The 24,860-nt window shown below is 40.5% G+C and carries 37 protein-coding genes; 26 read left to right on the forward strand and 11 right to left on the reverse strand.

Translation table 11 applies throughout. The annotated features are described in order from the left end of the window. Positions 1–256 precede the first annotated feature (256 nt). Positions 257–1,510 carry an NADP-dependent isocitrate dehydrogenase gene (icd, locus tag M1F14_RS12480; protein ID WP_181468561.1) on the forward strand — a complete coding sequence of 418 codons (1,254 nt, stop codon included), beginning with the start codon at positions 257–259 and terminating at the stop codon, positions 1,508–1,510. A 122-nt stretch (positions 1,511–1,632) separates the two neighbouring features. Here icd and M1F14_RS12485 read toward each other — a convergent pair whose 3' ends face one another. From M1F14_RS12485 to M1F14_RS12530, 10 genes are all read right to left on the reverse strand, one after another. After that, entirely contained in the window at positions 1,633–2,766 is a 1,134-nt protein-coding gene (locus M1F14_RS12485) for a phage integrase Arm DNA-binding domain-containing protein (RefSeq protein ID WP_181468560.1), read from the reverse strand. Then, positions 2,741–2,992, reverse strand: a complete 252-nt coding sequence (locus M1F14_RS12490) for an excisionase (protein ID WP_181468559.1) — start codon at positions 2,990–2,992, stop codon at positions 2,741–2,743. The genes M1F14_RS12485 and M1F14_RS12490 overlap by 26 nt, the downstream gene beginning before the upstream one ends. Beyond that, positions 2,992–3,198, reverse strand: a complete 207-nt coding sequence (locus tag M1F14_RS12495) for a hypothetical protein (RefSeq protein WP_181468558.1) — start codon at positions 3,196–3,198, stop codon at positions 2,992–2,994. The genes M1F14_RS12490 and M1F14_RS12495 overlap by 1 nt, the downstream gene beginning before the upstream one ends. 406 nt (positions 3,199–3,604) lie before the next feature. Beyond that, a complete protein-coding gene (locus M1F14_RS12500; RefSeq protein ID WP_181468557.1) occupies positions 3,605–4,207 on the reverse strand; it encodes an HNH endonuclease signature motif containing protein in 603 nt (200 codons plus the stop codon). Further along, positions 4,204–4,434 (reverse strand): hypothetical protein, encoded by a 231-nt coding sequence (locus M1F14_RS12505; protein WP_105881089.1) that lies wholly within the window; start codon positions 4,432–4,434, stop codon positions 4,204–4,206. Before M1F14_RS12505 ends, M1F14_RS12500 begins: the two co-directional genes overlap by 4 nt. Before the next feature lie 25 nt (positions 4,435–4,459). Beyond that, complete coding sequence (locus M1F14_RS12510) at positions 4,460–4,639, reverse strand: hypothetical protein (protein ID WP_105881088.1); 180 nt, start codon at positions 4,637–4,639, stop codon at positions 4,460–4,462. A gap of 45 nt (positions 4,640–4,684) precedes the next feature. Further along, positions 4,685–5,185 carry a siphovirus Gp157 family protein gene (locus M1F14_RS12515; protein ID WP_004912098.1) on the reverse strand — a complete coding sequence of 167 codons (501 nt, stop codon included), beginning with the start codon at positions 5,183–5,185 and terminating at the stop codon, positions 4,685–4,687. Next, a complete protein-coding gene (locus M1F14_RS12520; protein ID WP_181468556.1) occupies positions 5,185–7,224 on the reverse strand; it encodes a hypothetical protein in 2,040 nt (679 codons plus the stop codon). Before M1F14_RS12520 ends, M1F14_RS12515 begins: the two co-directional genes overlap by 1 nt. A gap of 12 nt (positions 7,225–7,236) precedes the next feature. Continuing rightward, entirely contained in the window at positions 7,237–7,569 is a 333-nt protein-coding gene (locus M1F14_RS12525) for a hypothetical protein (RefSeq protein WP_181468555.1), read from the reverse strand. Between the two features lie 123 nt (positions 7,570–7,692). Then, the gene (locus M1F14_RS12530) at positions 7,693–7,845 is read right to left on the reverse strand and encodes a hypothetical protein (RefSeq protein WP_181468554.1); all 153 of its coding nucleotides are present in this window, start codon (positions 7,843–7,845) and stop codon (positions 7,693–7,695) included. Positions 7,846–8,273: 428 nt separating this feature from the next. On the opposite strand from M1F14_RS12530, the gene M1F14_RS12535 reads away from it, so the two are divergent. Further along, complete coding sequence (locus M1F14_RS12535) at positions 8,274–8,474, forward strand: hypothetical protein (RefSeq protein WP_004912086.1); 201 nt, start codon at positions 8,274–8,276, stop codon at positions 8,472–8,474. Between the two features lie 48 nt (positions 8,475–8,522). Here M1F14_RS12535 and M1F14_RS12540 read toward each other — a convergent pair whose 3' ends face one another. Next, positions 8,523–9,197: a S24 family peptidase gene (locus tag M1F14_RS12540; protein ID WP_166264695.1), complete on the reverse strand. Its 675-nt coding sequence runs from the start codon at positions 9,195–9,197 to the stop codon at positions 8,523–8,525. A 101-nt stretch (positions 9,198–9,298) separates the two neighbouring features. Here M1F14_RS12540 and M1F14_RS12545 point away from each other — a divergent pair, with 101 nt between their 5' ends. The 24 genes from M1F14_RS12545 to M1F14_RS12660 all read left to right on the forward strand — a co-directional run bounded on the left by M1F14_RS12545 (position 9,299) and on the right by M1F14_RS12660 (position 24,840). After that, positions 9,299–9,508 (forward strand): helix-turn-helix domain-containing protein, encoded by a 210-nt coding sequence (locus M1F14_RS12545; protein WP_004912081.1) that lies wholly within the window; start codon positions 9,299–9,301, stop codon positions 9,506–9,508. Positions 9,509–9,575: 67 nt separating this feature from the next. Next, positions 9,576–10,031 carry a toxin YdaT family protein gene (locus tag M1F14_RS12550; RefSeq protein WP_004912077.1) on the forward strand — a complete coding sequence of 152 codons (456 nt, stop codon included), beginning with the start codon at positions 9,576–9,578 and terminating at the stop codon, positions 10,029–10,031. A 17-nt stretch (positions 10,032–10,048) separates the two neighbouring features. After that, on the forward strand, positions 10,049–10,273 hold the full coding sequence (locus M1F14_RS12555; protein WP_166264698.1) for a hypothetical protein: 225 nt from the start codon (positions 10,049–10,051) through the stop codon (positions 10,271–10,273). A 1-nt stretch (position 10,274) separates the two neighbouring features. Further along, positions 10,275–11,219: a hypothetical protein gene (locus tag M1F14_RS12560; RefSeq protein ID WP_181468553.1), complete on the forward strand. Its 945-nt coding sequence runs from the start codon at positions 10,275–10,277 to the stop codon at positions 11,217–11,219. Further along, on the forward strand, positions 11,209–12,627 hold the full coding sequence (locus M1F14_RS12565) for a DnaB-like helicase C-terminal domain-containing protein (protein ID WP_181468552.1): 1,419 nt from the start codon (positions 11,209–11,211) through the stop codon (positions 12,625–12,627). Before M1F14_RS12560 ends, M1F14_RS12565 begins: the two co-directional genes overlap by 11 nt. A 52-nt stretch (positions 12,628–12,679) precedes the next feature. After that, entirely contained in the window at positions 12,680–12,853 is a 174-nt protein-coding gene (locus M1F14_RS12570) for a palmdelphin (protein WP_181468551.1), read from the forward strand. Positions 12,854–12,855: 2 nt separating this feature from the next. Further along, on the forward strand, positions 12,856–13,086 hold the full coding sequence (locus tag M1F14_RS12575) for a hypothetical protein (RefSeq protein ID WP_181468550.1): 231 nt from the start codon (positions 12,856–12,858) through the stop codon (positions 13,084–13,086). Continuing rightward, complete coding sequence (locus tag M1F14_RS12580; protein WP_181468549.1) at positions 13,083–13,376, forward strand: hypothetical protein; 294 nt, start codon at positions 13,083–13,085, stop codon at positions 13,374–13,376. Before M1F14_RS12575 ends, M1F14_RS12580 begins: the two co-directional genes overlap by 4 nt. 409 nt (positions 13,377–13,785) lie before the next feature. Continuing rightward, a complete protein-coding gene (locus tag M1F14_RS12585) occupies positions 13,786–14,124 on the forward strand; it encodes a hypothetical protein (RefSeq protein ID WP_181468548.1) in 339 nt (112 codons plus the stop codon). Positions 14,125–14,236: 112 nt separating this feature from the next. After that, positions 14,237–14,866 (forward strand): hypothetical protein, encoded by a 630-nt coding sequence (locus tag M1F14_RS12590; protein WP_181468547.1) that lies wholly within the window; start codon positions 14,237–14,239, stop codon positions 14,864–14,866. After that, positions 14,853–15,956: a helix-turn-helix domain-containing protein gene (locus M1F14_RS12595; RefSeq protein WP_181468546.1), complete on the forward strand. Its 1,104-nt coding sequence runs from the start codon at positions 14,853–14,855 to the stop codon at positions 15,954–15,956. Before M1F14_RS12590 ends, M1F14_RS12595 begins: the two co-directional genes overlap by 14 nt. Before the next feature lie 70 nt (positions 15,957–16,026). Then, positions 16,027–16,620, forward strand: a complete 594-nt coding sequence (locus M1F14_RS12600) for a DUF1367 family protein (protein WP_181468545.1) — start codon at positions 16,027–16,029, stop codon at positions 16,618–16,620. An 11-nt stretch (positions 16,621–16,631) separates the two neighbouring features. Next, positions 16,632–16,946: a Ref family recombination enhancement nuclease gene (locus tag M1F14_RS12605; protein WP_181468544.1), complete on the forward strand. Its 315-nt coding sequence runs from the start codon at positions 16,632–16,634 to the stop codon at positions 16,944–16,946. Then, positions 16,934–17,467: an antiterminator Q family protein gene (locus M1F14_RS12610; RefSeq protein ID WP_181468543.1), complete on the forward strand. Its 534-nt coding sequence runs from the start codon at positions 16,934–16,936 to the stop codon at positions 17,465–17,467. Before M1F14_RS12605 ends, M1F14_RS12610 begins: the two co-directional genes overlap by 13 nt. A gap of 162 nt (positions 17,468–17,629) precedes the next feature. Beyond that, positions 17,630–17,827 carry a TrmB family transcriptional regulator gene (locus M1F14_RS12615; protein WP_166685930.1) on the forward strand — a complete coding sequence of 66 codons (198 nt, stop codon included), beginning with the start codon at positions 17,630–17,632 and terminating at the stop codon, positions 17,825–17,827. A gap of 141 nt (positions 17,828–17,968) precedes the next feature. Continuing rightward, a complete protein-coding gene (locus M1F14_RS12620; RefSeq protein WP_181468542.1) occupies positions 17,969–19,018 on the forward strand; it encodes a site-specific DNA-methyltransferase in 1,050 nt (349 codons plus the stop codon). A gap of 38 nt (positions 19,019–19,056) precedes the next feature. Further along, complete coding sequence (locus M1F14_RS12625; protein WP_004912034.1) at positions 19,057–19,326, forward strand: HP1 family phage holin; 270 nt, start codon at positions 19,057–19,059, stop codon at positions 19,324–19,326. After that, on the forward strand, positions 19,326–19,796 hold the full coding sequence (locus M1F14_RS12630) for a lysozyme (protein WP_131680599.1): 471 nt from the start codon (positions 19,326–19,328) through the stop codon (positions 19,794–19,796). Before M1F14_RS12625 ends, M1F14_RS12630 begins: the two co-directional genes overlap by 1 nt. Continuing rightward, positions 19,778–19,951: a hypothetical protein gene (locus M1F14_RS12635; protein ID WP_165568276.1), complete on the forward strand. Its 174-nt coding sequence runs from the start codon at positions 19,778–19,780 to the stop codon at positions 19,949–19,951. Before M1F14_RS12630 ends, M1F14_RS12635 begins: the two co-directional genes overlap by 19 nt. Positions 19,952–19,971: 20 nt before the next feature. Continuing rightward, complete coding sequence (locus M1F14_RS12640; protein ID WP_226537931.1) at positions 19,972–20,421, forward strand: lysis protein; 450 nt, start codon at positions 19,972–19,974, stop codon at positions 20,419–20,421. Positions 20,422–20,943: 522 nt separating this feature from the next. Then, on the forward strand, positions 20,944–21,183 hold the full coding sequence (locus tag M1F14_RS12645) for a hypothetical protein (protein WP_105881062.1): 240 nt from the start codon (positions 20,944–20,946) through the stop codon (positions 21,181–21,183). A 114-nt stretch (positions 21,184–21,297) separates the two neighbouring features. Continuing rightward, on the forward strand, positions 21,298–22,035 hold the full coding sequence (locus M1F14_RS12650; RefSeq protein WP_181468541.1) for a terminase small subunit: 738 nt from the start codon (positions 21,298–21,300) through the stop codon (positions 22,033–22,035). A 62-nt stretch (positions 22,036–22,097) separates the two neighbouring features. Beyond that, complete coding sequence (locus tag M1F14_RS12655; RefSeq protein ID WP_181469340.1) at positions 22,098–23,333, forward strand: PBSX family phage terminase large subunit; 1,236 nt, start codon at positions 22,098–22,100, stop codon at positions 23,331–23,333. A 4-nt stretch (positions 23,334–23,337) separates the two neighbouring features. After that, positions 23,338–24,840 (forward strand): DUF1073 domain-containing protein, encoded by a 1,503-nt coding sequence (locus tag M1F14_RS12660; protein WP_181468540.1) that lies wholly within the window; start codon positions 23,338–23,340, stop codon positions 24,838–24,840. The last annotated feature ends 20 nt before the right edge of the window (positions 24,841–24,860 follow it).

Genomic DNA, 24,860 nt, shown 5'->3' on the forward strand with positions numbered 1-24,860 from the left:
TAGAATTAGTTACCTTAAAAGAACTTTTATCATAATCAATTTTTTCTTTAAATAGGGATAATAAAACTAATCAATTGATTTCAAAGTAGTTATAAATATGTATCCCTTCAACTTATAGGATTGAGCAGTACGTTAAATGCGATCCGCATTGAAGCTTAGATGAGTAATCATTGGCGTTCGACGCAGATTGAAGTAGTATTGACACGTCTCTTACAAAAAATTAACAAGCAAAATACGCAAGTGAAAGGAGAGGTTAATGGAAAGCAAAGTAGTAGTTCCGGCAGAAGGCGCTAAAATTACCATTGATGCAAAAGGCAAACTGAACGTTCCGAACAATCCAATTATCCCTTACATTGAAGGTGATGGTATTGGTGTTGATGTGACACCCGCAATGTTAAAAGTGGTTGATGCGGCAGTTAAAAAAGCCTACAACGGTGAGCGCAAAATTTCGTGGATGGAAATTTACACCGGTGAAAAATCTACACAAATTTATGGTAAAGATGTTTGGTTACCAGAAGAAACCCTCGATTTAATCCGTGATTACCGTGTTTCAATTAAAGGTCCTTTAACAACTCCAGTTGGTGGTGGTATTCGTTCACTGAACGTTGCTCTACGTCAGCAACTTGATCTGTATATCTGTTTGCGTCCAGTTCGTTATTACAAAGGAACGCCTAGCCCTGTTAAGCAACCTGAACTGACTGATATGGTTATCTTCCGTGAAAACTCCGAAGATATCTATGCAGGTATTGAGTGGAAAGCAGGTTCAGCAGAAGCTGATAAAGTTATCAAATTCCTAAAAGATGAAATGGGTGTAACGAAAATCCGTTTCCCACAAGACTGCGGTATTGGCATCAAACCTTGTTCAGAAGAAGGAACAAAACGTTTAGTGCGTGCAGCGATTGAATATGCAATTGATAACGACCGTGATTCAGTGACCTTAGTTCATAAAGGTAACATTATGAAGTTCACTGAAGGTGCATTTAAAGATTGGGGTTATCAATTAGCACTAGAAGAATTCGGCGGTGAATTATTAGATGGCGGCCCATGGGTTAAAATTAAAAACCCTAAAAACGGTAAAGATATTATCGTTAAAGATGTGATTGCAGATGCTTTCTTGCAGCAAATCTTACTGCGTCCAGCAGAATATGATGTTATTGCTTGTATGAACCTGAATGGTGACTATATTTCTGATGCATTAGCTGCTCAAGTTGGTGGTATCGGGATCGCGCCAGGAGCAAACATTGGTTCTGAATGTGCATTATTCGAAGCAACACACGGTACTGCACCAAAATATGCGGGTCAAGATAAAGTAAACCCAGGGTCTATCATTCTTTCTGCTGAAATGATGCTGCGCCATATGGGTTGGACTGAAGCCGCTGACTTAATCGTTAAAGGTATGGAAGGCGCAATCGAAGCTAAGACCGTAACTTATGACTTCGAACGTCTGATGGATGGTGCTAAACTGCTGAAATGTAGTGAGTTCGGCGACGCAATCATCAAACACATGTAATTTATTACGTGGTGTGATTAATAACGGGAGCCTAAAAACTCCCGTTTATTTTTTGTTCAATTAAAATCTTCCCCAAAACTCCCCCAAAACTCTTCCCCAAAACGGTTCAAAAAACAGGCTATTTAGATCGCAATAATTTGCCATTCTTTGCCTCGGTCATCATTATATTTATCAGTCATTTTCTGGGACTTATGGCCAAGAAGTTTCTGAGTATTGATACCTTGTTCTCGATAGAGTCTTTCAGATAAAGAACGTTGTTCATGAAATGAAGGTGCTGATCTTTCTGGCCATGTTAACCCGCATTTATCCCTCGCTTTTTTAAAAGTTGTGGTTAATGTGTTTGCTGTAACTTGTTCACCTCGCTGCGCTTGAGAGGTCGTATGGCGATAGTGCACGAGATATTGACTAAGAACGGCATCACGACATTTTGAAATAACTTGTTTAAGTGTCATATCAATAGCGTCACACTTAATTGACAGAGGAATGGCTAATTTAGAACCAGTCTTTTCCTGTTCTATATGCAACATATCATCCCAAATATCTGAAAACTTCATTTTGGCTATATCACCGATACGCTGACCAGTGACAATAGCCAACAACATACCACACTGTAAGTAAGGCGGGTGATTTTCGGCTTGTTCATAAATAACTTTCCATTCTTCGAACGTTAGGCGTTCACGTTTAACTCTATTACGTGGCTGTTTTGTTGCAAGTGCAGGGTTATAACCAGGGGGAACGTGGCCTGCATGTTGCGCTTCCTTAAACACGTCGATTAAAACCATACGTACTACTTGAGCCATTCGGTCATGGCCTAATGCTTTTACTGAATCAGTTATTTTGGCTATTTCCAACGCGGTGATGTCTTTTAGTGAAAATAACCCGCAGTGTTGTTTAAACAAATTAATAGGCTTAATTTTTTGCTTGTATGAATTAAGCTTTAATTCGCCGAGGTCAACGCGCTCTTGTTGTATTTCTAAGTATTTATCTACCCAATTAGAAACGCTGATCCCTACTTTTTTATTTTTGATATTTGATAGGCGATCATTAATGCTTAAAATTTGTTTTGTTTGTTGTTCTGCAATAATTGTGTTTGCCTGTGATGCAACAAGAGCTGCTTCATCGGCATCCGTACCGAGGCTGTGAAATACGCCAGTTAAAGGGTGTTTGTACTGCCAGTATGTTTTTCCATTTCGCTTATCTAATTTTCGGTATAGATTTGGAATGGTGATTTTATGAGAACGTGGTCTTGCTGCCATCTGATAAAATCCTTATTAATTTTTCATTTGCCTGTGTTGGTAATTGAGGTTTAGAAACTAAACCTACGTACCTTGAATCACGATCAATCATCCAACGTTTGCCAACCTTTAAAGCAGGAGGGATCATCATGTTGGCTTTGGCGTATTTAATCAAGACTTGCTGGGTTGGGGCACTATCGCCAAATTCTAATTGCGCCCATGCCTCTAACTTAATCATTCGAGACATCATAGCCTCCTGTGATATTTTTTCTCATCTTGGTCTTGCCTCATCATAGATAAAATAATTTTCTCTGCAGTATCACAAGCATGTTTTATTTCAGCTTCAGTGCATGGTCTATTTTTTACACTTGCAGCTAACTTGCCTAATTTAATATCGAAATCAGTTAATAATTGTTCCCTTGGTACCCAAGGAATTAATTGTGGCTGTTTCATGGTGGTTACTCATTGGTTTTGAATAAACCACCATGCTAATAATAAATATAAAATAAAACTGATTATGCTTAATCAATTATTGGCCCGAATAATTGCTTCTATAGGATAGCATTCAGATAAAACACCCCGCTGAGTTAGGGCCTCTTTGTCCATTAAACAATTCAGTTCATCAGGATATGTATAGCCGTTAGATTTATATAAACAATCAGCACCACTGCAAATTAGCAGGAATAAACCATAAATCATTGTTTACTCCTTTGTAGTTCTGTCTGAGTAGGTTGAATTTCAATTTTGATATTTGCTGGTAGGTCATAGGAGACTTTGCAACGTCTATCGGTTGAAATAAAACCGTACGATCCATCGGGTAGGGTGATTTTTACTTCCTGGTCTTTTTGATGTTCGTGTCTTAGCATTGGTCTTGCCTCTGTTTGGTCTTTCTAGTTCGGCTAGAAATAGCTAATTTAATTCTGGCCAGTTGAACAGTTGCTTGTTTATATTCCGCGGTAGCTCCTGAATAATGTCGATTAATAATTGCATGCTCTTTCATTGTGATAATCATTAAGTTATCGATATCACAATTCTGCTTATCATCATCAATGAATTTAATAATGTGCTCTTGGGGAACAGGGCCGTTATGTTCCTCCCACACTAGCCGGTGTTTTAACTCCCATTTATTTGGCTCGGCAATTTTCACTTTTATATAGCCATCTTTAGTCAGTGCTTCAGTCCCGATCTGTTGATGATTATGTGGCTTGTGTCCTTTTTGAAAAGAACCGCTATTTCCAGAAATTAGCCCCTTTTTGCCTTTGTTAAAAGGAACATTACCCTTAGAAAACTTACCAGAACGGCCAACACTGAGACCTAATCTTTTGCGAAAGCCATTGATTGCTTCGCGCGAACGTTCGGTTTTAAATTTATGATTAAAAGCATCAGTGAGACGGTCTAGGCGTAACATATAGTTTTTTTTCATCCAAGAAGCCATCGGTACTGTATAAATAAATCTAGTCATTCATTGACCTCCAAATACTTAGGTGCTGTTCTTATTTCATTATCGCCAAGCATCCTCTTAACAGTAATAGCCAATTTCCCATTCTCTACAATTGATGATGCAATATCAGATACTGCTTTAGCTCGATTGATTTCTTCTTTAAGGTCATCACCTTTTAGATCTTCATCTGATAAGCGTTCTAACTGTGCAAATAAATGATTATGTAAATCTTCTAAATTATTTTTCATAATTAATCGCCCGTGACATGTCACATTAGTGAATAATTGCTACAGAAGGTGGATAGCCCAGCTGCAGTAAAACTGCTTTCTTTACCATCGATAACGTTTTTTCTTCTTGGCTGGTGGTGTGTTCGGTTGTATCAACAGACCACTCAACACTGCATTTATTGTTAGTTTCATCGTGAGTAATGATGACTTCTAATTTCATGGCCATAAAAATATCTCCTGATAATGCGCCCATGGCTGGGCGCTATAGTTATTAACGAACCATTAATGAACGGTCACCAATTTCTAAGTGAGCACCAGGCACTTCAACGCCGTTTTCAATTGCTTCTTTAATGCGTTTTTTATCAGGTGCAGTAATAGTTTGAACATCAACTAATTCGTTAGGGAGAGCATCTTCATTATCAATAATGACCCGAACCACACCAGCACGAGCTGTGAATGTATTTTTCGTGGTTTTAAGTTTGTCCAAGCCCGATGTTAATAAACAATCTAATGCGTATTTTTTCAGGTTTTTAACTTGGTTTTCGAATGATTTTTTACGGTCAGCCAAGCGCTTAGATTCTTCATCTAATGTTTTTGCTTGTCCTTCCAAATTACGAGCGTAAAGCATGATTGCATCAAGTTTATCGCCTAGCTCACCTTCAATGCCCTCTAGTGTGTCGGCGATATCTTCAGCGGTAAATTCTCCATTTTCGACGAGTAATTGTAATTTGCTGTAGTCAGCAGCCATTGCAATAGCAGTTGTTTTGGTCATTAGATTGCCTCTTCTTTTTGTTTCAGTTGGTCTAAACACTCATTTTCAATTTCTTTTAATCGACGCAGACGGCCGTTTAAATATTTTTCATATTCACTGTCGCCACGTTCTTTGGCTAATTTTGCATGCGTTGCGATTTCACGAGTAAGGGTTGATGCGATACCGCGCAATTCATTTTGTGTAACAGCGCTGCGCATGGTTTCAGTATGCTTAGTGAATTTCTCATCTAATTCTTTACGAATGCGAGTGATATCTTCTGCGTTGTCTGTTGCCGCTTTGATTTCATACTCAAGCTTATTACTTGCTACATATTCAGGGTTATCATGCATACCCATGAACACATCAGAACTAAATCCAAGCATAGATAAGGCTTTTTTGATTGCATCGGTGAGAGATTTCTTAATGGCTTCACCATCAACTTTCATGCCGTATTGAGTTTGGTACCGGTAAGGGGTGGCGCCATAACTTTCAAATTCGCCACGAGTTTCACATTCGATGATGTACCAAAAACGGATTTTGATTGAATGGTTTTGTTCGCAGAATAAAGATCCGTCACCATCACGTAAGAATCTAGTCGCGACTTGTTTGTTTCGCTCATCAAGAACAGGTTCTACAAGTGGCTTTCCATCAATCAGTTTTTCTTCAATAACTTCATATCCCCAACCTTCGCCAATAGGGCCGAATATCTCGGTAGCACGCATGAACATGTAAGTACTGTTTATGCTAGTACCAACGAACCCCATACCTTCTAAAGGCTTGGTAAAACGTGCGTCAGTACGCTGTACACGTTTCCAGATGCTGAGATTATCGTTATCGCCTTTATTAAGAACTTCATCTAATACAGAGGCACGGTGTTGGAAATCATCTTGTTGAACATTGGCAATCTCAACTACCGGCTCAACTGGATGGTTAACAACAGGCGCTTGAGCTTGTTCGGTTTCTACAACAACTTCCTTCACTGGCTCTTTTTCTGTTTTAGCCGGCGAATCTTTTTTCTTGCTCGAGCGTTTTTGTTTTTCTGGTTTAACGGGTTCAGCTTCTTCTTTTGTTGTTTCATCATTAGCCGGCTTAGCATCTAAATTATCAACAGCAAAACGACCACTACCGAGTGAGGTTACTTTAGGGCTATTGGTACCAAGTTTTGAATCAATAAACGCTTTACGGGCATTAGCATCATCGAATAGCTCTGGTTTCTCTCTTGCTTCGGTCACTAGTGCAAATATGTTTTCACGAGGGATATCTAGAACGCTAGGGAATGTGCGTAAATCCATTGATAAGCGCTTCCATGATTTATCATCATTGCTAATTAGTTCTTTAGCTTTACGGATGTCAGCACTACGGATTGCATCAAAATCTACACCACCAATTAACGCAAGGGCGATTTCGGTATCAATCATTGCGTAATCACGCTTTAGTATTGGTTCTTCTGGTGTCATTTCTATTTCAACAGTTTCGACTTTTGGCTCATCCTTCAACCAACTTTCACCAAGTGCGGTAGCTTCTTCGATGGTGACATTATCATCAGCATACTCATAAACTGCCTGCGCAATTTCCATTGTTTCATCGGCATCCATTAATGACACTTTGGTAATTTCAGCAAGGCCCGTAGCGATGTGTCGAATTTTCGGCTCTTCTTCACTTTCATTGAGATATTTCAATGTCGAAGTGTATTCTTTATCAGTAATTTGAGTTTTACCGAACATCAGTAAAGCAGCTACGCGAGGTTTAGTTGCAAGCTTTTTAAATTCTTTATATTTAATGGGGTGCCATTTTTCACCGTCAAATTCATTTTCAACAGCAAATTTTTCATCGAATTGATCGAGTGCAGGGCGGGGTGAGCCTACGGCGTCTTCACAAATGATAGGTTCATCAACGTTGAAGTTATCCATCGAATCAGGGAAAACCTCAGATAGTTTAATCATTGCAGTCGCTGCAGCAATTTTAGCATTAGCGGCATTTAGTGCGATTGTTAACGACACCGCGCCGTTGTTAGTGCGAGCCTCGGTCGTAGGCTCAAATACACAGATAAAAGTTGTCATTGGTCTTGCCTCTTAATAAGGGATTTGTTCGTCAGTTTTAGAAATGGGTTTACCTTCCAAACAGAGAAGCATCTGGATCTGGTCTTCTAGTAAGCTCGATTTCACCTGAGCATCAGCAAGAATTTTGTTCTGCTCGGCTTTGAGTGAATCAATCTCTAATTGAACCAGCTCAGTGTTTGACGGAGCAGTAAAGGGAATGTCGATAGTATGCTCTGCAATGACAAAGCCTAAACCAGATTCAATATCATATTTGAATGGATAAGGGCGGTATTTGTATGAACCGTCAAATTGCTTTTGTGCGTGGATATAAAGCGTAACACTTAGGGTTTTAGGTTGTGCTTTCATAGCAGCTCCTTTAAAATAGTGATGATCAGTGATTTATCATTGGTCTTGCCTCTTCTAGCGTTTGGTCGCGCTAGTAGAACTCTCGGTTAGCTTTGGTCGGCGACCCGAGGTAAAGGAACCCACTTAGGTGGGTTTTTTTACGTCCTCATCATCAAACTCAAGAGTTGCAATTCTACTGTCCCCACTACAGTTAAATACTGTTTCAGGGAAGAGGGTGAAAAGGTTTAAAACATGTTCTAATTTAATGTTTTTCATTTTATTTTTACCTACATACATAATATGTCTCCTGTCATTTACGATGTCGCCCGTCTTTCCGGGCTATCATGGTCTGGTCTTGCCCTTCATTCTGTAAAAATAAGCTTTCTCTGGTACTGCTAAAAAATTGCCGCTATATCGTGGTAATCATGAAAGGTCGTGATGAGAGCTTTGGTTCTCCTCCGACATAACAGCAAAACTAAATTTGGTTTGAACACCTATCAAAACACTTGCTGTATTTGTTTCGATGCATGCAATGATATGCATTAAACGAATATGCGTCAAGCGCATATTTGCGTGATAGGCATAATTAATTAGGTTTTTATTCGCATCGATATGATTCTTATATAAAAATATTTTCCTTTTGGACGGTTAATATTGTATTTTTACTATTAATTGAATGAAAATTAATCTTAAATAACTAATGGGAAATTTAATCGAGGTGGTATATGAACTTGGATGAAGAAAAAATAAGACATGTGGTATCTGAGGTAGGTCAGGCAACTATTCGGTTACTAATGAATAGTGAAACTATAACTAAAGAAATGTTAATTGATGAACTAGAACGCTATAGAAAAGAGGTGACAAACACCTTACATAAAGGTGCGTTACGCGACGCAGCTCAAGTAGTTAGAAGTATTAAATCATAATGAACAAAACAAAGCCCTCGGTACAATATGCACGGAGGGCTAGAATACTTATTTAACTAAAGGAGGGACAAGGGTTAGTGGTTGTTCTCTATCACATTTGTCTATATATTTCGTGGGCTTAACTATGGCCGAAACGTAGTGCATTTTATCTACTTGGCTAGGCTCTAGTGTTATTGGTTTGTGAGCATTATTAATACTAGTGAATTGGTAGTCACCGTCTCTTGTTTTGTTAAAAATCTTTATCATGTTATGACCTTCGACAGTTCTAACAAACACTTCATCACCAGTCCTGACATTTGTATTTGGCTCAACAACGACATATTCTCCCGATTGTATCCGAGGCCACATACTATCACCTCTGACTTTTAGTCCATAAGCTTCCTTGTCATCGCTGTATATCTTTAACCAGCCATTATGGGATTCAATCATATCCACTGCGCCATCAACACCAAGAAATGCCTCACCTATAACTTGGACCATCCCTGATGGAACTTTGCCAATATATTCAATATCATCTGATTGAGTTGGGGTTTCAGAAAAAAGTTCTGAAACAGTAACTCCTAATGCTGATGCAATTTTTACCAAGGTGTTTTCGCTATAGCCTTGAACATTTCTTTCGAGCCGAGAGATATTGCCCACATCGCTATTAATAGCGGTGGCTAAATCAAGGATTGTCATTCCTTTACTTTTGCGAATTTCTCTGATCTTTGTTCCAATTTTCATTCTGTTATTCAACTTTATTTATGCGTATCACACAAAGCGTATTGCGCATATTTGATTGTGTGTTAATATGCGCAGTACGCATTAAAAATTAAGGGGCGGTTATGCAAACACCATTAAGAAGAATTCGTATTGAAAAGCAGCTGACTATTTCTGAAGTTGCAAATGCAATTAATTGCGATGTGGGAAATTTAAGCCGATTGGAGCGAGGTGCTCAAGCCGCCTCATTAGAATTGGCTGAAAAGCTTGTAAAATTTTATGGCGAAAAAATCACAGAAATGCAAATTCTATATCCTAAACGGTACATGAAATAACATTACCAAATAACGATTTTAAAAACTGATTCTTAATAATCAATTTTGCGACAGGAGACGCGAGTAGATGAATTTTGATATCGATATTGTCCGATCCGAAATTGAGGACTGGGCGGCGGAGCAAGGTCAAGAGCATGTAGCTATTGAAGTTAGCCGTGCTTATTTACGCATTGTAAAAAACAGGTCACAAGGGCGTTTGCATGTGATTGAAGACGAATCGGGTAGGGCTGATTGGAAAGCGATTAATAATAACCGGCAACAGATATTTCGTTGGTTGCGTGGTGATTCCCCCGCATCTATCAGAAAAATAGCTGAGTTAATGCCGGCAATAGAAATTGCATTACCGGCTTCACGACTCGCCCGGGTTCGAGGTGATACAAAAAATTACCTAGCTTCAATTGCAATACAGCGATTTGCCGAGGCAATTAGCGAAATTTTATTAGAGGGTCGTGACATGTCACACCATATTAATAATGCAGTCATTGCGTTAAATGCGATACCACGTCAGACCAGCGTGCATTAATTCAAGAGGCAAGACCAATGCTAAGAACAATTGAGAAAATCACCTATCGCAATGGTTTTTTGTTGAACGGAAAACCGGCTGATAGAGAGAAAGTCGAAGACGTTTTCGAAGGTAGAAGAGCAGCTGCGCTAAGTGTTTGGGAACAGTACGAACAACAAAAGCAAAAGCTGCTCTCAAAAAAGCTGACGCCTGAGCAATACCAGAACGCTTGTCGCGACATTGCACGCGCACTGGGGGTATAAAGTGAATAATTCATTGATGACAGAAACCGTTAATCAAATAGGGCGAATGAACATAACGGGTAATGTAATCCCCGCGAACTGGTGGCATCACATCAAAATGCCAAGTGGCAAGCCTGATAATATTGGGATCATATTGCTTTCAGAAATTATTTACTGGTATCGGCCAGCGGAAATTCGAGATGAGTTTACTGGCGAACTTCAAGGGTGGCGCAAGCGGTTTCAAAGCGATAAGTTGCAACGTAGCTATCAATCATTTGCGGATCAATTTGGCTTTACAAAACGGGAAGTCACTGAGGCGATAAAACGGTTGAAAGCAAAAGGTGTTATTACACTCGAATTTCGTACGATTAATACCGTAAGTGGACCGTGCAACAATGTAGTATTTATTGAGCCTGTTGTTGAATGTATTCATGAAATAACAAACTCTATCCCATTGATTAATAATCAAACAAAAATAGAGTCTGTTTCTGTGACAGGTCTCACTTCTAAACGTGATAGGGGGTACGTTGAAACGAAACAGCCCCCACATACAGAAGTGATAGCCCCCACTTCTAAACGTGAGACAAATACAGAGATTACTACAGAGACTACTACAGAGATTATTGATAGTACGTCAGGTGAACCTGACGACAACAAACCATCGTCAAAAATTAAATTGAATTATGAAAAAATCATCGATTCATATCACGAAATTTTACCAGATATGCCAGCTGTCAAAGTTCTGACTGATGAGCGTAAGCGAAAACTGAAAAGCTTCTGGATTAAATTTAAATTTAATCAGGAACGCTGGGTAAATTATTTATCGTACATTGGGAGCCACTGTCGGTGGATGATGGAAGATCGAGACAACGGACGTGGTGGAACATGGCGCCGTAAGAATTTGGATTACCTGATTACTGAGCGTTGCTACGTTGCAGTCAAGGAGGAACGCGCTAATGACAAATAATATCTTTGCTCCACCGAATAGCGCCGAGGCTGAGCAAGCTGTGCTAGGTGGCCTTATGATTAGCACTGACGAAGATAAGCGTCAGCGAGTTATTTCTCTGATAAAACCCGAGTCATTTTATCAATGGGCGCACAACCGAATTTTTTCGGAAATCGTAAGGCTAATCAAAACTAACCAGCCTACTGATGTAATTACAGTGAGCGATGCGCTAACAGCAAATGGTGATTTAGACAAAGTTGGCGGTTTCGCCTATGTCGCTGAGCTTTGTATGTTACCAACAGCAGCAAACATAGTGAATTATGCACGGATCATCCGTGACAAGGCTATACAGCGTTATGCGATTAACAATCTCAACACTTGCGTCGAAATGTTGATGGCCAATGATGGCCTTGAAGTAAATCATAAACTGGCCAATGTCCAGCAGGTGGTATCAAGCATCATTGAGCATGCTAAAACAGGTAAGAGTAAGGGGCTTAGACCAGCTCGTGATGTAGTAGGAGATTGGGTTGAGGAAGTTGAAAGGCGTTTTGATGATCCGACGAATGCCGCTGGTTTTACTTTAGGTATCGAATCACTTGATGACTTAATGGCTCCCAAGCAAGCACTAAGAGGATCTCTAATTGTCGTAGGTGCTAGACCTAAAATGGGCAAAACCGCGTTCTACAACCGTGTAGCGACTCATTTTGCTTTAAATCACAGATTACCTACATTGTTATTCAGCCTTGAAATGACTGACCGAGGGATCATTGAGCGCATGATAGCTCAAGAGGGTGGTGTTTCAGCAGATATATTCTATACCGGTGCGCATGATGATATGGAAATGGCTCGAGCATTAGCAAGAGCTGAAGAAATTGCAGAATCCAATATGTATATCGATAGCACTCCTGGTGTTGATTTGCACCATATTATTGCTGAGTGTCGAAAGGTAAAAAGGGTTAAAGGAAAAATTGGGCTCATTGCAGTGGATTACCTGACATTAATCAAAGCAGCTCCTGCAGAACGCCGAGATATTGCCTACGGTGACATTACAACGGGTTTAAAAAACTTAGCCAAGGAAATGGATTGTGTAGTTCTGTTACTTACCCAGCTTAACCGTAAACTGGAAGAACGAGCAGATAAACGACCAACACCTGCAGATAGTCGAGATACAGGGCAAATTGAGCAAGATTGTGATGTATGGATAGGCTTATACCGTGATGCGGTTTATAACAACAATGCAGATAAATCGTTAATGGAAATTATTCTTCGCTTAAATCGTGATGGGAATACTGGCACAGCCCACGGGCAACTGGTTAATTCGTACATTAAAAATATTAGCCAAAGCGAAGCGGAAAGGCTGTCAATGAAAGGCCAAGAAAGTAAGCGTAATTACTCACAAAAAGTAACACAAGCTACAGAAGCATTTTAAGTCGTTAATAAGGCTAGACCAAGCCGTGACCATAAATACAGAGGCAGACCAAATGACAATCAAAGACCCAATCACCGGCGAGTCACTCGTCCGGAGCAATCACCCCATATTGCCCGATGATGGTTTAGACCATTCTCCGTGCCACATTGAACGCTTTAATTCTGCTGCAAGGGCAAGAACCAAAGCACCTTATCAACCAGAGCCGAAACCTCAAAAGCAGAGGTAATTATGTCGGGTAAATACTTACCTGATGGATTACCGCATAACCGTGCTTTATGGCCAGAAAAATATCGCGAACTGGAGCAACTTGATTTATTCGCTAGCAGGCTAATTCGGCAACTGAAAAATCGAAAAATAAACAGAGAGCGAGTGCTGGTGGAAATTGAGAAAGCACCTGAGGTACATCGGGAATTTTTTAGAGATAGGTTAAATCATTGGCGTGAGGTGATGAAGATATGAATAGTAAACCAACCAAACTATTACAACATTTTAAATATGATAAATGCGTCAAAATGTGTGAGGAAGGCTGGCGCATAGTTCGTGAACAAGAAGAGTCCACAGTATGTAAAGTTCACTCACTAACAGGGAAAAAACGCAGTTCAATACAGAAGAAAAATCGCTATTTTTTAGAAAATAGTGAAGGTAAACAAGTTTATATATCAAAGCAGACTGCAGAGTCACTGTGCTTTTTACAGCGTACAACCTTATCAAAAGTTCCTATGACCAAAATAGGGGATAGGTATCTATGAATAATGCCATCGTTACGCTAGTCGCAGAAGGCTTTATAAACGTTTATATGAATATTCTAGGGGTACAACGAAGAATAAAAAAATGCCGCCACGGAGCGGACGGCAAGGGGTTGTGTAGGGATGTTATAGTTTCTCTGTGTAAGCACTTTAAGCATAGCTGATAACATTCATATAACAAGAACATTAGATAAAAAAATGCCGACGCATGGGCGCATCGGCAAAGCTAGTTCAATACTTGGAATGTAAGAACTAACTATAGACCATAATCATATATCAGTGAGAAATTATTTAAGTCACTAGGCTCACCGTCTAGACAAATGGCTATGAAGAGGCATGACCAATGTTAAAAACATATGTAATTTTTTCTTGATCTGGTGTGTTGTTGTTACTGTAATAGGAGTTTCATTCAATGGCTAAGTCACCAGCGGAACGTAAAGCAGAGCAACGTAAGCGGCAAAAGGAATCTGGTGTTACTAAAATAGAGTTATTTCTTGATGAGCAAGAGATAGAAATGCTTCAAAGAAATTGCGCATTACGTAGACCAGGAAGAGAGCCTTATGATATCGCTGAATATCTCTCAATGTTGATTAGAATTGATGACCGTTCAGTCATATCGTTAATTAAAGAACTAAATAAAAGGCGCTGTAAAAAGTGTAATGAACAACTACCAGTAGCTGAATGTTGCCTTAGTGGTAGTTCTGAGTGTTGGAATACACAAGGCTGGCATGAACTGAAGCTAGCACTTTAAGTACACTAAAAGCACTTAGTTGACGAATTCCAATATGTCCGAAGTTTTTTGGTTGACAAAAATTGAAATATGCGAAAATATAGCAATGCATTTCACCAATAGGATATAAAGAATGGAAGAGAAAAATTTAATGCCATGCTGGGATTTACAGCAAGAGCTAGATGAAAAATCAGTAATGGCATTACTCAGATCAATTGCTGGAGTATTGATTGAAATTCCTCAGCATGAGCATTACTTGGATAGTAATTGGTCAACAGGAGTTCGAGCTTATGATTGGGTCAGAAATTACTTGTGTTTAGCAGCAGAACAGGGAACTATACCCGGCTTAAAAATGATATCTAAACAGCTCGATTTTGTTTTGGCTATCAATGAGGTTCCTATTCAATTCTCTAAAGATTGTATTAGCGCTCCTAAAAAGAAACATCGTTTAGTTAGAAATCATGCTGAATTTGAACAAATGTCATTATTTGGCTCAAGTGAACCAGAAATAGATGTTATTTGGAGAGTACTAGCAGAACCATACTACATTGAAGATACGGATGAGTATCCGCAATGGGATGTTGCATTAGTTGGTATAAACCAATATGGCGTTAAGATGAGTGAAGTTAGATACCATGAAACAGTATCTGTACCTTTAACTGATAGTTCTGATTCACTACCAGAAGCTGCCGATATTAATGATGTACCTTTAAAACGCCGCAACGCACCAGATGAAACTGTGAAAAAAGATGGAACTGTTTGATTTCAAATCAGGCTATAGAGGGGACAAATTGAGACTTGCTAGGATGGCGAGGGGGCTGTCGTGTGAAGAATTAGCGACAGCTTTAGGTAAAAGTAAACAATACATTAGTAAACTAGAAAAAGGTTTTAAGCCATCAGAAGAGCTTGCTGATGAAATAGCTCGGTATTTGAATATACAACCTGATTTTCTATTTACTGAACGAAGTTATCCAATAGAGGATGAACAGTGCCATTTTAGAAGTAAAAAATCTAGAACTAAAACTTTAACTAACAGCATATTAGCGAGAGCTGAAATTTTAAGTTCTTTAATTTCTTCTCTAGAAGACGAAATTGAGTATCCTGAATTAAATATTCCTGATATTTCAGATCGCCCAATGAATACCTTGGATGATATTGAAAGAATAGCTGAGAATTGTCGCCGTTATTGGGGGATAGGGCTAGGTCCAATAACATCGATGGTTAAATTCGTTGAAAACTTAGGTATTATCATTACTCATGTGACTGACGTTGATGATAGAGTCGATGCTTTTACTGTAAATAGTAAAAGACCCATAATAATTCGTAATGATGCTAAAAGTTCAGTATGTAGATTTAGATCTGATATAGGGCATGAATTAGGCCATATAGTTTTGCATGAAGGGATGATTACTGGGGATAATTTGACTGAAAGTCAGGCTAATCAGTTTTCTAGCGCCTTTATGGTTCCTAGAGTGTCCTTCATGAAAGAATTCCCTCGAATGAGGGGGCGTTACTTGGATTGGAGTGCTTTAGGTGATTTTAAATTACGTTGGAGAGTAAGTTTGAGAATGATAATTTACAGAGCTTCAGCGTTAGGTTTAATTACGAAAGACCAGGCTAGACAAGGGTATATGTATCTTAATACAAAAGGTTACACTGCTGTTGAGCCCGGAGATAATTTAATTCCAGTAGAAGAGCCAACTTTACTGACTAGAAGTATTGAAATGCTAGATGATTTATCATGGAATAACATTCTAGTTAAGACCGGTATTACAAGAGAATTAGTACGCGAATTATTTGGTGTCAATAAACCAATTAGCGATAAAGCTTCTTTCATTTATTCTGTTGGTTAATTCATATATAATCCTATCATTGGTCTGAACACCCAACCTTAACACTTGCTGTGTCTACTGAGAAAAACGTATGGCACAGCATAGCTTTATCAAAATGTCTAACGACACTCTTGTACCGGCTAATCCCGCTGCGAGAGATTTTTTGCATTCCAAAATTAAATGTGGTGATGTGCTTTCGGCTGATTTTAAGAAAGCTCGCAACCCACGTTTTCATCGTAAATATTTTGCTTTACTCAATCTAGGGTATGAATACTGGGAACCAACCGGCGGTACAATTTCGCCTGAAGAAAAAGAGTTGGTGCGTGGTTACGTTAAATTTCTCGCTTACTACACCGATAATGATGATGCGCTCCAATCCGCTGCAGATGTTTACCTCGATGATGTAGCACAAAAACGCGTTCACAATATTTCAGCAACCAAATCCTTTGATGCTTTCCGCTACTGGGTGGTAGAGCAATCTGGCCATTATGAAACTTTTGAAATGCCAGACGGTAGCCTACGCCGTGTAGCCAAATCAATCAGCTTTGCCAAAATGGATGACCTAGCCTTTGGCGAACTCTATAAATCAACCCTCGATGTGCTCTGGAACTTCATTCTATTCCGTAAATTTCCCACTCAAGAAGCTGCTGAAAATGCGGCTGCTCAGTTATTAGATTTTACCTAGAGGCAAGACCAATGACCAAAAAATCAAAGACCAAAGAAGATAAACAGTGGCTATCAGATGTGGCGGCGCTTGGCTGTATTTGCTGCCGAAATATGGGGTATGGAGCAAGCCTTGCGGAAATCCATCATGTAAGAACAGGGCAGGGAATGGCGCAACGAGCTAGCCATGAAGATGTATTGCCGTTATGTCCACCTCACCACCGCGCTAGCTATGACACTGGTTTTCATGCTGCGCCTAAAACATGGCAGCAAATTCACGGTACCGAAGCGGAATTGCTTGAGCAAACCAAAAGAGAAGTCATGGAGCTGCGAGCATGTCGAGTATAAAAAATATTTCTGATGGACTGGTACTTGATGCAGAGCAAGAAGCCTGGTTACAAGGTTGGCTATCCAAATTCGGTGCTTGGGTTTACAGTGGTCGATTAGAGAAGCGTCAAAGTAGTATTATTGCTGAATTTATGGCAACTGTAGAAAAGCGTGATTATCCAGAAAGGGAAATGTGTAATGACGATGACGGAATGCTAATCACCAAGGTGGTCGATAAAATTTATCATATAGACCGAGTCGCATTTACGTTATTGTTATTACGCTATGCTTTTGTGAGCTCCGACCGTGCCATTGCTCGTTATTATTATGGTATTGCACAGCCACGCCAGATGGTTCGCAGAAATCGCACGCTTGAATATCGAAAGCCCTCGATGGCAACGTGTCGTCGTGAGGTAAAAGAAATCATCCGTTCTGCCGAGTATTTAATTTATCCACACCTCTATAATGCATTTAAAATACGCGATAATGAGTGGAAAAAGAAAAATAATAGCAATAACGTGTTGACTTCTTTGAACCAATGATCCACTATTTCAAGGTAAGTTGCCTTTTTAGTAACTTCACCAACTAACCCAGTCAATGCGCTGGGTTTTTTGTTTTCTAAATCAAGTAAAGCTTGCTGTCACCTTTGTTCAGAGTTACATGTGTGTTCACGACCAATAAACGACCAAAGGTATATAAATATCATGTTAAAACAGATTGATATGACAGAAGAGGCAAAAATTGTTTTAGAAGTTGTTCCACACTCCTGGTGGGCAACAATAGAAGAAATTTCAGGTTATACTGAATTAGCAAAATCACGCTGTCAGTTGATATTAACGCAACTAGCGATGGCGGGATTAATCAAAGAAAACATCGAAGAAAATACATTTCAAAATATCTAGCGCTGTGAAAATGGGCGGCTGGTGGGTGTTGGTAGCACCTTACCAGCCATCTGCCCGTTGTAAGAGGTCACGGACAAACTAAAGCCCACTGCTTATGTGCACAAAGCAAGTGAAGCTTATCAAAAAAGGTTTCCCTGATCTATGAAAAACACTGTGAATTTAAACAGTATAAATTTGGTCAATGACGACTCACTCAGCTACATAAAAACACTTCCAGACAACTGTATTGATTTAATCGCAACTGACCCGCCATACTTTCAAGTAAAGTCGTGCAGTTGGGACAATCAGTGGGAAAATGTCACGTCTTATCTATTATGGCTTGATGAAATACTTGCAGAGTTTTGGCGCGTTCTGAAGCCCAATGGCAGCTTATATATGTTCTGTGGTTCAAGACTCGCTGCAGATACTGAGTTGTTATTGAGAGAACGCTTTAACGTCCTGAATCATATAATCTGGGCGAAACCATCAGGACCGTGGCGTAGAGCATGCAAAGCTGACCTGCGCAGTTTCTTTCCAAGCACTGAACGAATTCTTTTCGCTGAACATTATCAAAGCCCGTACAAAGGAAAAAGTAGTGATTATTTGCAGCAATGTAAGCAGCTAAAAGAAAATGTGTTCAAACCTTTGATTGAGTATTTCAAGCAGTCGCGTGAATCACTTGGGATAACAGCAAAGGAAATACAGCAAGCAACTGGTAAGCAAATGGCGTCTCATTGGTTCAGCTACAGCCAATGGCAATTACCTAATGAGTCTGATTACCAAAAGCTACAAGAATTATTTCGCCGTGTAGCAAGTGAAAAACACAGCGAAAACCCGTTAAAACGAAGTCATTCAGATTTAGCAGAAACTCAAGTAACACTTAACCGCGAATATAGAGAGCTTGCTGAGCAGTATCAACTGTTACGCCGTACTTTCTCGGTTACTGTTGATGTTCCTTATACAGATGTGTGGACATATCCGCCTGTGCAATATTACCCGGGCAAACACCCTTGCGAAAAACCTTCAGCGATGATGGAACACATTATCAATAGTAGTAGCCGTGAAGGTGATGTTGTAGCCGATTTCTTTATGGGCTCAGGTGCAACAATAAAAGCAGCATTAAAACTTAATCGTCGAGTTATAGGTGTTGAACTAGAAGCCGACAGATTTGAGCAAACCAAAGCGGAGATAAGTAAAACCTCCAATTTCTAATTTTCAATTAACTCGGGCACTCCGTAGGGGGTGAATTTATGCGTATGGATAAATATAGCAACGCAGCCTACGGTAGTGCTGGGCTTACAGCATTTTTCGCGAGCTTATCGCTTTATGAATGGGGCTTCATTATCGGGATGGCATTTAGCATTATCCTAGGTCTAGCGACTTTCTTCATGAACAGACGAGAGCAGCGAAAGCGAACTCGTTTATTTGAAGATCTGGTTAACAAGACTGACCCACAAAACCCCTCAGCTACTGCACGAAAAGCCGCCGAACTTATGGCGAAAGCACCTAAGGATATCTAATGTCACTCAAACAAAAATTAACTGTGCTTGTTGGTGCAGGGGCTTCGGCTATCGCTTTAACGGTGATTGCGTATTTTGAAGGTGTTAGGTATGAGCCGTATGAAGATGTGGGTGGGGTTTTAACAGTTTGCTATGGGCATACGGGAAAGGACATTGTTCCCAACAAAGTTTATTCAAAAGAAGAATGCAACGAGCTGTTAGAACTGGATTTTATGAGAACTAAACTGCAGGTCGATCGTCTGGTTAAAGTTCCTGTCAACGAACACACAAAAGCCGCGCTGTATTCATTTGCATTCAATGTTGGTACTGGCGCGTTCGCTAAGTCCACCCTGCTTAAAAAGTTAAATGCGGGTGATCAATATGGCGCTTGTGAAGAGCTTAAAAAGTGGGTTTATGCTGGTGGTAAGGTATGGCGTGGACTTGTAAACCGTCGAGAAGCGGAGGCTGCTATATGTCATGGAAACCTATAGTAGCTGTAATTTGCTTTATGCTACTCGCGATATCAATTATTGCTTTTGGTGCTTACCGTATGACAGATAACACATGCGGCATAGATAAGGTCAGTTTAGAAAAACGCTGCCAGAAAGCTATCGATCACTATAAAGGTCGGCAAGTTAATTTTTAATCTTCTCTATGGTAACCGGCATGAATAAAGTTAGAGCATTGTTATTTATCGCAGCATGGGTAGCCATATGGGGAATGTGGATACAACACGAAAGGATAGGTGAGCTAAACACCAAGAATGCCGAACTACTCGTTGAGCTTACAGAGCAAGTCAAAATTAATGAAGATTACCAAGAACGTATCCAATCCCTTCATCAACTCGATACTAAACATACTCAGGAATTAGCTAATGCAAAGATTGAAATTGATAAGCTGCGTATTGCTGCTGAGCGTAATCCTGAACGGGTGTACATCAAAGCCAGTTGTAAAAAAGCCGAAAGCCTTACCCCCTCCGGCATGGATGATGCAATCTCCGCCAGACCTACTGACTCCGCTATCCGAAATTATTGGTTACTCAGAGAGCGAATTGTAAAATTAACACGAATGGTATTAGGGCTGCAAGATTATATTAGAACGGAGTGTTCACAGTGACTTACTCTGAGTTGATTAAAGATGCCTATTTAGAGATAGCCAAGAAAGCAATACGGGAAATTGAACAACAACGACAGGTGATGAAATAAAAAAAGCCCACACAGGGTAGGCTAAGCACATCTGTTGAACAAATGAATATCATATTAAATATAGTTAACGTATTCAAAATATGCAAGCGAATAATGAGCCTCTGAGAAATCAGGGGCTTTTTAATGGCTTCTTCGCAATTAAGTGAGGTGGTCTCTATCTTGCTGACGGGTAAGCCGTAAGCGACTACGCATTTCACCCTGTGCCACGCTCGGCACGAACACACCAAAGAACCTTTCAGGATAAGCCTTGAGGATAACCAGTAGTGGTTTGGTTAACCCTCAGAAATGCATAGGTTGGCGGCGTAAAATTGCGCTTTGTTTGTAAATCAATAAATTACCGATGCACTAAAAGTTGCATCTACTGAATAGGTCGCTCAGCGGCCTTTTTTATGATGTAATAGTGCTAATTAACCCAACAAATGAGGTATAAGTGATGAATGAGCCAGACGATTTAATTAAGCACTTACCTTGGACTGGCGCTGCATTGAAAGTCGCACTGGTAATGACAGTAGAAACAATGAAGCTAACCCCAGAGGAAGCTGAGGGGCAGAACATTACTGTTGTAGTTGGCCCATTCGCAAGACCATACAGAGAAATAATGGCAATAGCCGAAGAGTATGGTGAAAGGGAAATCCCTAAATCAATGTGCGATATGCCGCTAGACATTAAATAAATAACAAGAACTCACAATGACCCGCCAAGTGCGGGTTTTTTATTGAGGGAAATAGCTAATCAGAAAGTTTATTCCTACAAGTAGACTTTCTAATGGGCTAAGGAGATAAAGACGATGGCTAAACCGGATTGGGGGACGCTACAGCAACAGTTCCTCACCGAACATGCTAAATCAGGAATATCCCCTAAAGAATGGTGTGAAGAACAAGGGTTAAAATACTCGACTGCTAAGCGCTACATTAAGATTGCGAATGGAAGTGCGAATTCGCAAAAAAAAAGTGCGAATGAAACTGCGAATAAAAGAATTCGCAAAACTGAGCAAAGTACACCTAGCACTAATGCTACTCAAAACGAACAACCTGATAATTCGCAGAATGATACCCAAGAAAAGCAGGGGTTGATTAAGCCTCAGCATGAATCATTTGCGCAGAATATCGCACAGGGAATGACTCAGAAAGATGCTGCAATTTGTGCTGGCTACTCTCCGAGTAATTCAGAATCCCAAGCAGCAGTATTAATTCGGCGCCCCGATGTTCGCAGACGCATTAGAGAGTTGCGCCAAGAGGCTGCGTTACTTGTTTCATTCAATGCTAAAGATTTGGCTGACCTTTCATTCAAAGCGGCTAAAGACGCCCTGCAAGATAAAAAATTTGGACAGGTGGCGCCCAATATAAAAAACGCCGCACAGCTAACCGGTATAGAAATGAGCACCAATAAAACAGAGGTGAACGTTGATTTAGCCGGGTTAAGCTATGGAAAGGTTTGTATCGTTACTCCAGCTACGTGCCCTCCTGAAGTTTGGGATGCGCACATGGAGAGGTTACGAGAGGGAAAGCAGAGCACCCAACAATAATAGATGGCGTTCTTTATTCGTTTAGTAGCGATTGGGTTCCTTCGGTTCTATACGATAAGCCGATTGGTTCAGTTCGTTGGCGCTGGACTTATGGCGGGCGTGGTGGTGGTAAATCCGTAGAGATTGCCCGAGCGCTTGTATTGTTGGGTGCTAATGAGTCAATGACGATACTTTGCGCTCGTGAGTTCCAAAATTCTATTAGTGATTCCGTATTGGCATTATTAGAGTCAGAAATCTACAGCCTTGGTTTGTCTCACTTCTATAAAGTGAAGAATAATGAAATTGAAGGGCTGAACGGAACTCGATTTACCTTTAAAGGGCTACGCAACAACATCAACAGCATTAAATCGATGCATGGTATTCGTGTTTGTTGGGTAGAAGAAGCGCAAACAGTATCACAAGATAGTTGGGATATTTTAGGCCCTACTGTTCGAGCTAATAAATCTGAAGTGTGGGTATCGTTTAATCCCCGCGAAGAAAAAGATCCTACTTATAAATTGATGAAGCGCCATGAGGCTGACCCACCCGATGGTGGCGTTATTATTTTTCGTGTCAATTACGGTGAAAATGCCTTTTTTCCTGATGTACTTCGCCATGAGATGGAATATTGCAAACGCGTTGATTATGAAGCCTATGAACATGTTTGGTTAGGGCTTCCTAAGGCAATTAGTGAGGCGGTTATTTTTTCCGGTAAGTATCGGGAGGAAATGTTCCCAGATGATTTGTGGCAGAAAGCGGATCGCTTACTTTTTGGTGGTGACTTTGGTTTTGCAACTGATCCTAGCACATTAATTCGATGTTTCATTATCGGACGTAAATTGTATATCGAATATGAAGCATATGGGGTAGGTGTAGAACTTAATGACATGTGGAAGTTTTATGCTGGTAAAGAGGGTGCTACAGACAAGCAATTGGAGCATTGGTTAGATTCCGACAATAAGAAATTCAGAGGTATCCCTGAGTCAAGAAAATGGCCCATAAAAGCTGATAACTCTAGACCAGAAACCATTAGCCATATTAAAGGGCAAGGTTTTAACATTTCAGCAGCCAAAAAATGGCAAGGAAGTGTTGAGGATGGAATTACTTATTTAAAGGGTTTTGAAGAGATCATTATTCACCCTAGATGTAAACATATGCTTGAAGAAGCACGCTTGTACTCATATAAGGTTGATCGCATGACTGGTGACGTATTACCAGTCGTACAGGATAAGCACAATCACTGTTGGGATGCTGTGAGATATAGCTTAGACGGATATATCAAGCGTAAGACAGGCGGTTTCTTTACAACCAAGAGGTAATTCTATGTGGCCGTTTAAAAGGCGAAAAATTGCAGAGCAGATTGCACCGCCTAAGCGGTCAGCATTCACAACTGATTTGTATCCTGCGCTAGCAAAAGAAAACGGGTTTAACGGGTTAGATTTGCCTCAGCCGATGATTAACGGTGTGGGGATGGACAGTATTGATACTTCCGTTCCCTCATTTAAAGGCGAGCAAGTTTATGGCGTGCCTGAGTCACAGGCGGCTTGGTATGCGAGCCAAATGTTTATTGGCAACAATATGTGCGCCATCATTGCGAAACATTGGCTAGTGGATAAGGCTTGTAATATGCCTGCTCGTGATGCTATTCGCCAAGGGTATGATATTGATTGCGATAATGACGATGACAGCGCTATCAGTAAAAAGCTGCGTAAACGCGATAAAAAGTATCGCATACAGCATCATATGAAAGAGTTGATTCACTTTGGGCGCGTGTATGGCGGTCGATTAGCACTGTTTGTGGTGGAAACCTCAAACCCGAAAGAGTGGTATGAAAATCCGTTTAATCTCGATGGCGTGACCAAAGGAATGTACAAGGGGATCAAGCAAATTGACCCACAATGGGTAACGCCTGATTTAACAGACTCCAATATCCAAGACCCTGCTAGCATGGATTTTTACGACCCCACGTATTATGTGATTGGTGGTCGTAAATACCATAAATCGCACTTTGTTAAGTTTGTCCCGTTCCCCGTGCCTAACGTGCTAAAGCCGCTTTATAACTATTTTGGTGTATCCGTGCCAGAGCGTATTTATGAGCGGGTCTACGCATCCGAACGTACCGCCAATGAAGCGCCACAACTGGCGATGACTAAACGGTTATTGACTATTGGTATGGCAGACCCTGAAGGTGCGGATAAGAACACCATTCAGGAAAACATGCTTTATTTTATGGAGATGCGCGATAACTATGGCGTGCAAGTGATGGGGAAAGAGGACGTTGCACAGCAGTTCGACACCTCGTTAGCGGATTTAGACGCCACCATTATGACGCAATACCAGTTAGTCGCAGCGGCGGCAAACGTGCCTGCAACTAAGTTACTCGGTACCACGCCGAAGGGCTTTAATGCGACGGGTGAGTATGAAGAGTCGAACTATCGTGAAGAGCTGGAAAGCGTCCAATCAAATGACTTAGAAGAACTTTTGCAGCGTCATTACGACATGTTGATGCGTAGCGAAGAATTACCGCTGACTGAAATATCGGTGACATGGGCGCCACTCGATAGCCCAACGGCGGCAGAGAGTGCCGATATTGAGTTGAAATCAGCTCAGACGGATGCAGCTCTAGCAGCTACGGGTGCCATTGATGGGTTAGATATCCGTAAAAAACTCGCAGCTGATAAAGAGTCGAGCTATTACGGCATTGATGTAAATGAGGGCGATTATGTCGAGACGAATACGAGTCCGAACGAAAAAGGCGAAGTGGGCAACCTCCCGCCAAGCGGTATTGAAGGGCAAGCCCCTGCAGTATTCAGCAGCGCCATCTAGCCGTTATCAACGTGACCTAT

Source organism: Providencia sp. PROV003, from assembly GCF_045040775.1.
GTDB lineage: Bacteria > Pseudomonadota > Gammaproteobacteria > Enterobacterales > Enterobacteriaceae > Providencia > Providencia huashanensis.

Coding starts and splice junctions, on each gene's coding strand:
- M1F14_RS12495 (WP_181468558.1), bottom strand. CDS start 3,198: ATGAAACAGCCACAATTAATTCCTTGGGTACCAAGGGAACAATTATTA.
- M1F14_RS12500 (WP_181468557.1), bottom strand. CDS start 4,207: ATGACTAGATTTATTTATACAGTACCGATGGCTTCTTGGATGAAAAAA.
- M1F14_RS12615 (WP_166685930.1), top strand. CDS start 17,630: ATGTTAAAACAGATTGATATGACAGAAGAGGCAAAAATTGTTTTAGAA.
- M1F14_RS12540 (WP_166264695.1), bottom strand. CDS start 9,197: ATGAAAATTGGAACAAAGATCAGAGAAATTCGCAAAAGTAAAGGAATG.
- M1F14_RS12490 (WP_181468559.1), bottom strand. CDS start 2,992: ATGTCTCGAATGATTAAGTTAGAGGCATGGGCGCAATTAGAATTTGGC.
- M1F14_RS12580 (WP_181468549.1), top strand. CDS start 13,083: ATGAATAGTAAACCAACCAAACTATTACAACATTTTAAATATGATAAA.
- M1F14_RS12525 (WP_181468555.1), bottom strand. CDS start 7,569: ATGAAAGCACAACCTAAAACCCTAAGTGTTACGCTTTATATCCACGCA.
- M1F14_RS12620 (WP_181468542.1), top strand. CDS start 17,969: ATGAAAAACACTGTGAATTTAAACAGTATAAATTTGGTCAATGACGAC.
- M1F14_RS12600 (WP_181468545.1), top strand. CDS start 16,027: ATGGCACAGCATAGCTTTATCAAAATGTCTAACGACACTCTTGTACCG.
- M1F14_RS12585 (WP_181468548.1), top strand. CDS start 13,786: ATGGCTAAGTCACCAGCGGAACGTAAAGCAGAGCAACGTAAGCGGCAA.
- M1F14_RS12510 (WP_105881088.1), bottom strand. CDS start 4,639: ATGGCCATGAAATTAGAAGTCATCATTACTCACGATGAAACTAACAAT.
- M1F14_RS12505 (WP_105881089.1), bottom strand. CDS start 4,434: ATGAAAAATAATTTAGAAGATTTACATAATCATTTATTTGCACAGTTA.
- icd (WP_181468561.1), top strand. CDS start 257: ATGGAAAGCAAAGTAGTAGTTCCGGCAGAAGGCGCTAAAATTACCATT.
- M1F14_RS12645 (WP_105881062.1), top strand. CDS start 20,944: ATGAATGAGCCAGACGATTTAATTAAGCACTTACCTTGGACTGGCGCT.
- M1F14_RS12630 (WP_131680599.1), top strand. CDS start 19,326: ATGTCACTCAAACAAAAATTAACTGTGCTTGTTGGTGCAGGGGCTTCG.
- M1F14_RS12550 (WP_004912077.1), top strand. CDS start 9,576: ATGAATTTTGATATCGATATTGTCCGATCCGAAATTGAGGACTGGGCG.
- M1F14_RS12625 (WP_004912034.1), top strand. CDS start 19,057: ATGCGTATGGATAAATATAGCAACGCAGCCTACGGTAGTGCTGGGCTT.
- M1F14_RS12565 (WP_181468552.1), top strand. CDS start 11,209: ATGACAAATAATATCTTTGCTCCACCGAATAGCGCCGAGGCTGAGCAA.
- M1F14_RS12590 (WP_181468547.1), top strand. CDS start 14,237: ATGGAAGAGAAAAATTTAATGCCATGCTGGGATTTACAGCAAGAGCTA.
- M1F14_RS12545 (WP_004912081.1), top strand. CDS start 9,299: ATGCAAACACCATTAAGAAGAATTCGTATTGAAAAGCAGCTGACTATT.
- M1F14_RS12555 (WP_166264698.1), top strand. CDS start 10,049: ATGCTAAGAACAATTGAGAAAATCACCTATCGCAATGGTTTTTTGTTG.
- M1F14_RS12520 (WP_181468556.1), bottom strand. CDS start 7,224: ATGACAACTTTTATCTGTGTATTTGAGCCTACGACCGAGGCTCGCACT.
- M1F14_RS12595 (WP_181468546.1), top strand. CDS start 14,853: ATGGAACTGTTTGATTTCAAATCAGGCTATAGAGGGGACAAATTGAGA.
- M1F14_RS12610 (WP_181468543.1), top strand. CDS start 16,934: ATGTCGAGTATAAAAAATATTTCTGATGGACTGGTACTTGATGCAGAG.
- M1F14_RS12485 (WP_181468560.1), bottom strand. CDS start 2,766: ATGGCAGCAAGACCACGTTCTCATAAAATCACCATTCCAAATCTATAC.
- M1F14_RS12635 (WP_165568276.1), top strand. CDS start 19,778: ATGTCATGGAAACCTATAGTAGCTGTAATTTGCTTTATGCTACTCGCG.
- M1F14_RS12570 (WP_181468551.1), top strand. CDS start 12,680: ATGACAATCAAAGACCCAATCACCGGCGAGTCACTCGTCCGGAGCAAT.
- M1F14_RS12605 (WP_181468544.1), top strand. CDS start 16,632: ATGACCAAAAAATCAAAGACCAAAGAAGATAAACAGTGGCTATCAGAT.
- M1F14_RS12530 (WP_181468554.1), bottom strand. CDS start 7,845: ATGTATGTAGGTAAAAATAAAATGAAAAACATTAAATTAGAACATGTT.
- M1F14_RS12535 (WP_004912086.1), top strand. CDS start 8,274: ATGAACTTGGATGAAGAAAAAATAAGACATGTGGTATCTGAGGTAGGT.
- M1F14_RS12660 (WP_181468540.1), top strand. CDS start 23,338: ATGTGGCCGTTTAAAAGGCGAAAAATTGCAGAGCAGATTGCACCGCCT.
- M1F14_RS12640 (WP_226537931.1), top strand. CDS start 19,972: ATGAATAAAGTTAGAGCATTGTTATTTATCGCAGCATGGGTAGCCATA.
- M1F14_RS12650 (WP_181468541.1), top strand. CDS start 21,298: ATGGCTAAACCGGATTGGGGGACGCTACAGCAACAGTTCCTCACCGAA.
- M1F14_RS12575 (WP_181468550.1), top strand. CDS start 12,856: ATGTCGGGTAAATACTTACCTGATGGATTACCGCATAACCGTGCTTTA.
- M1F14_RS12515 (WP_004912098.1), bottom strand. CDS start 5,185: ATGACCAAAACAACTGCTATTGCAATGGCTGCTGACTACAGCAAATTA.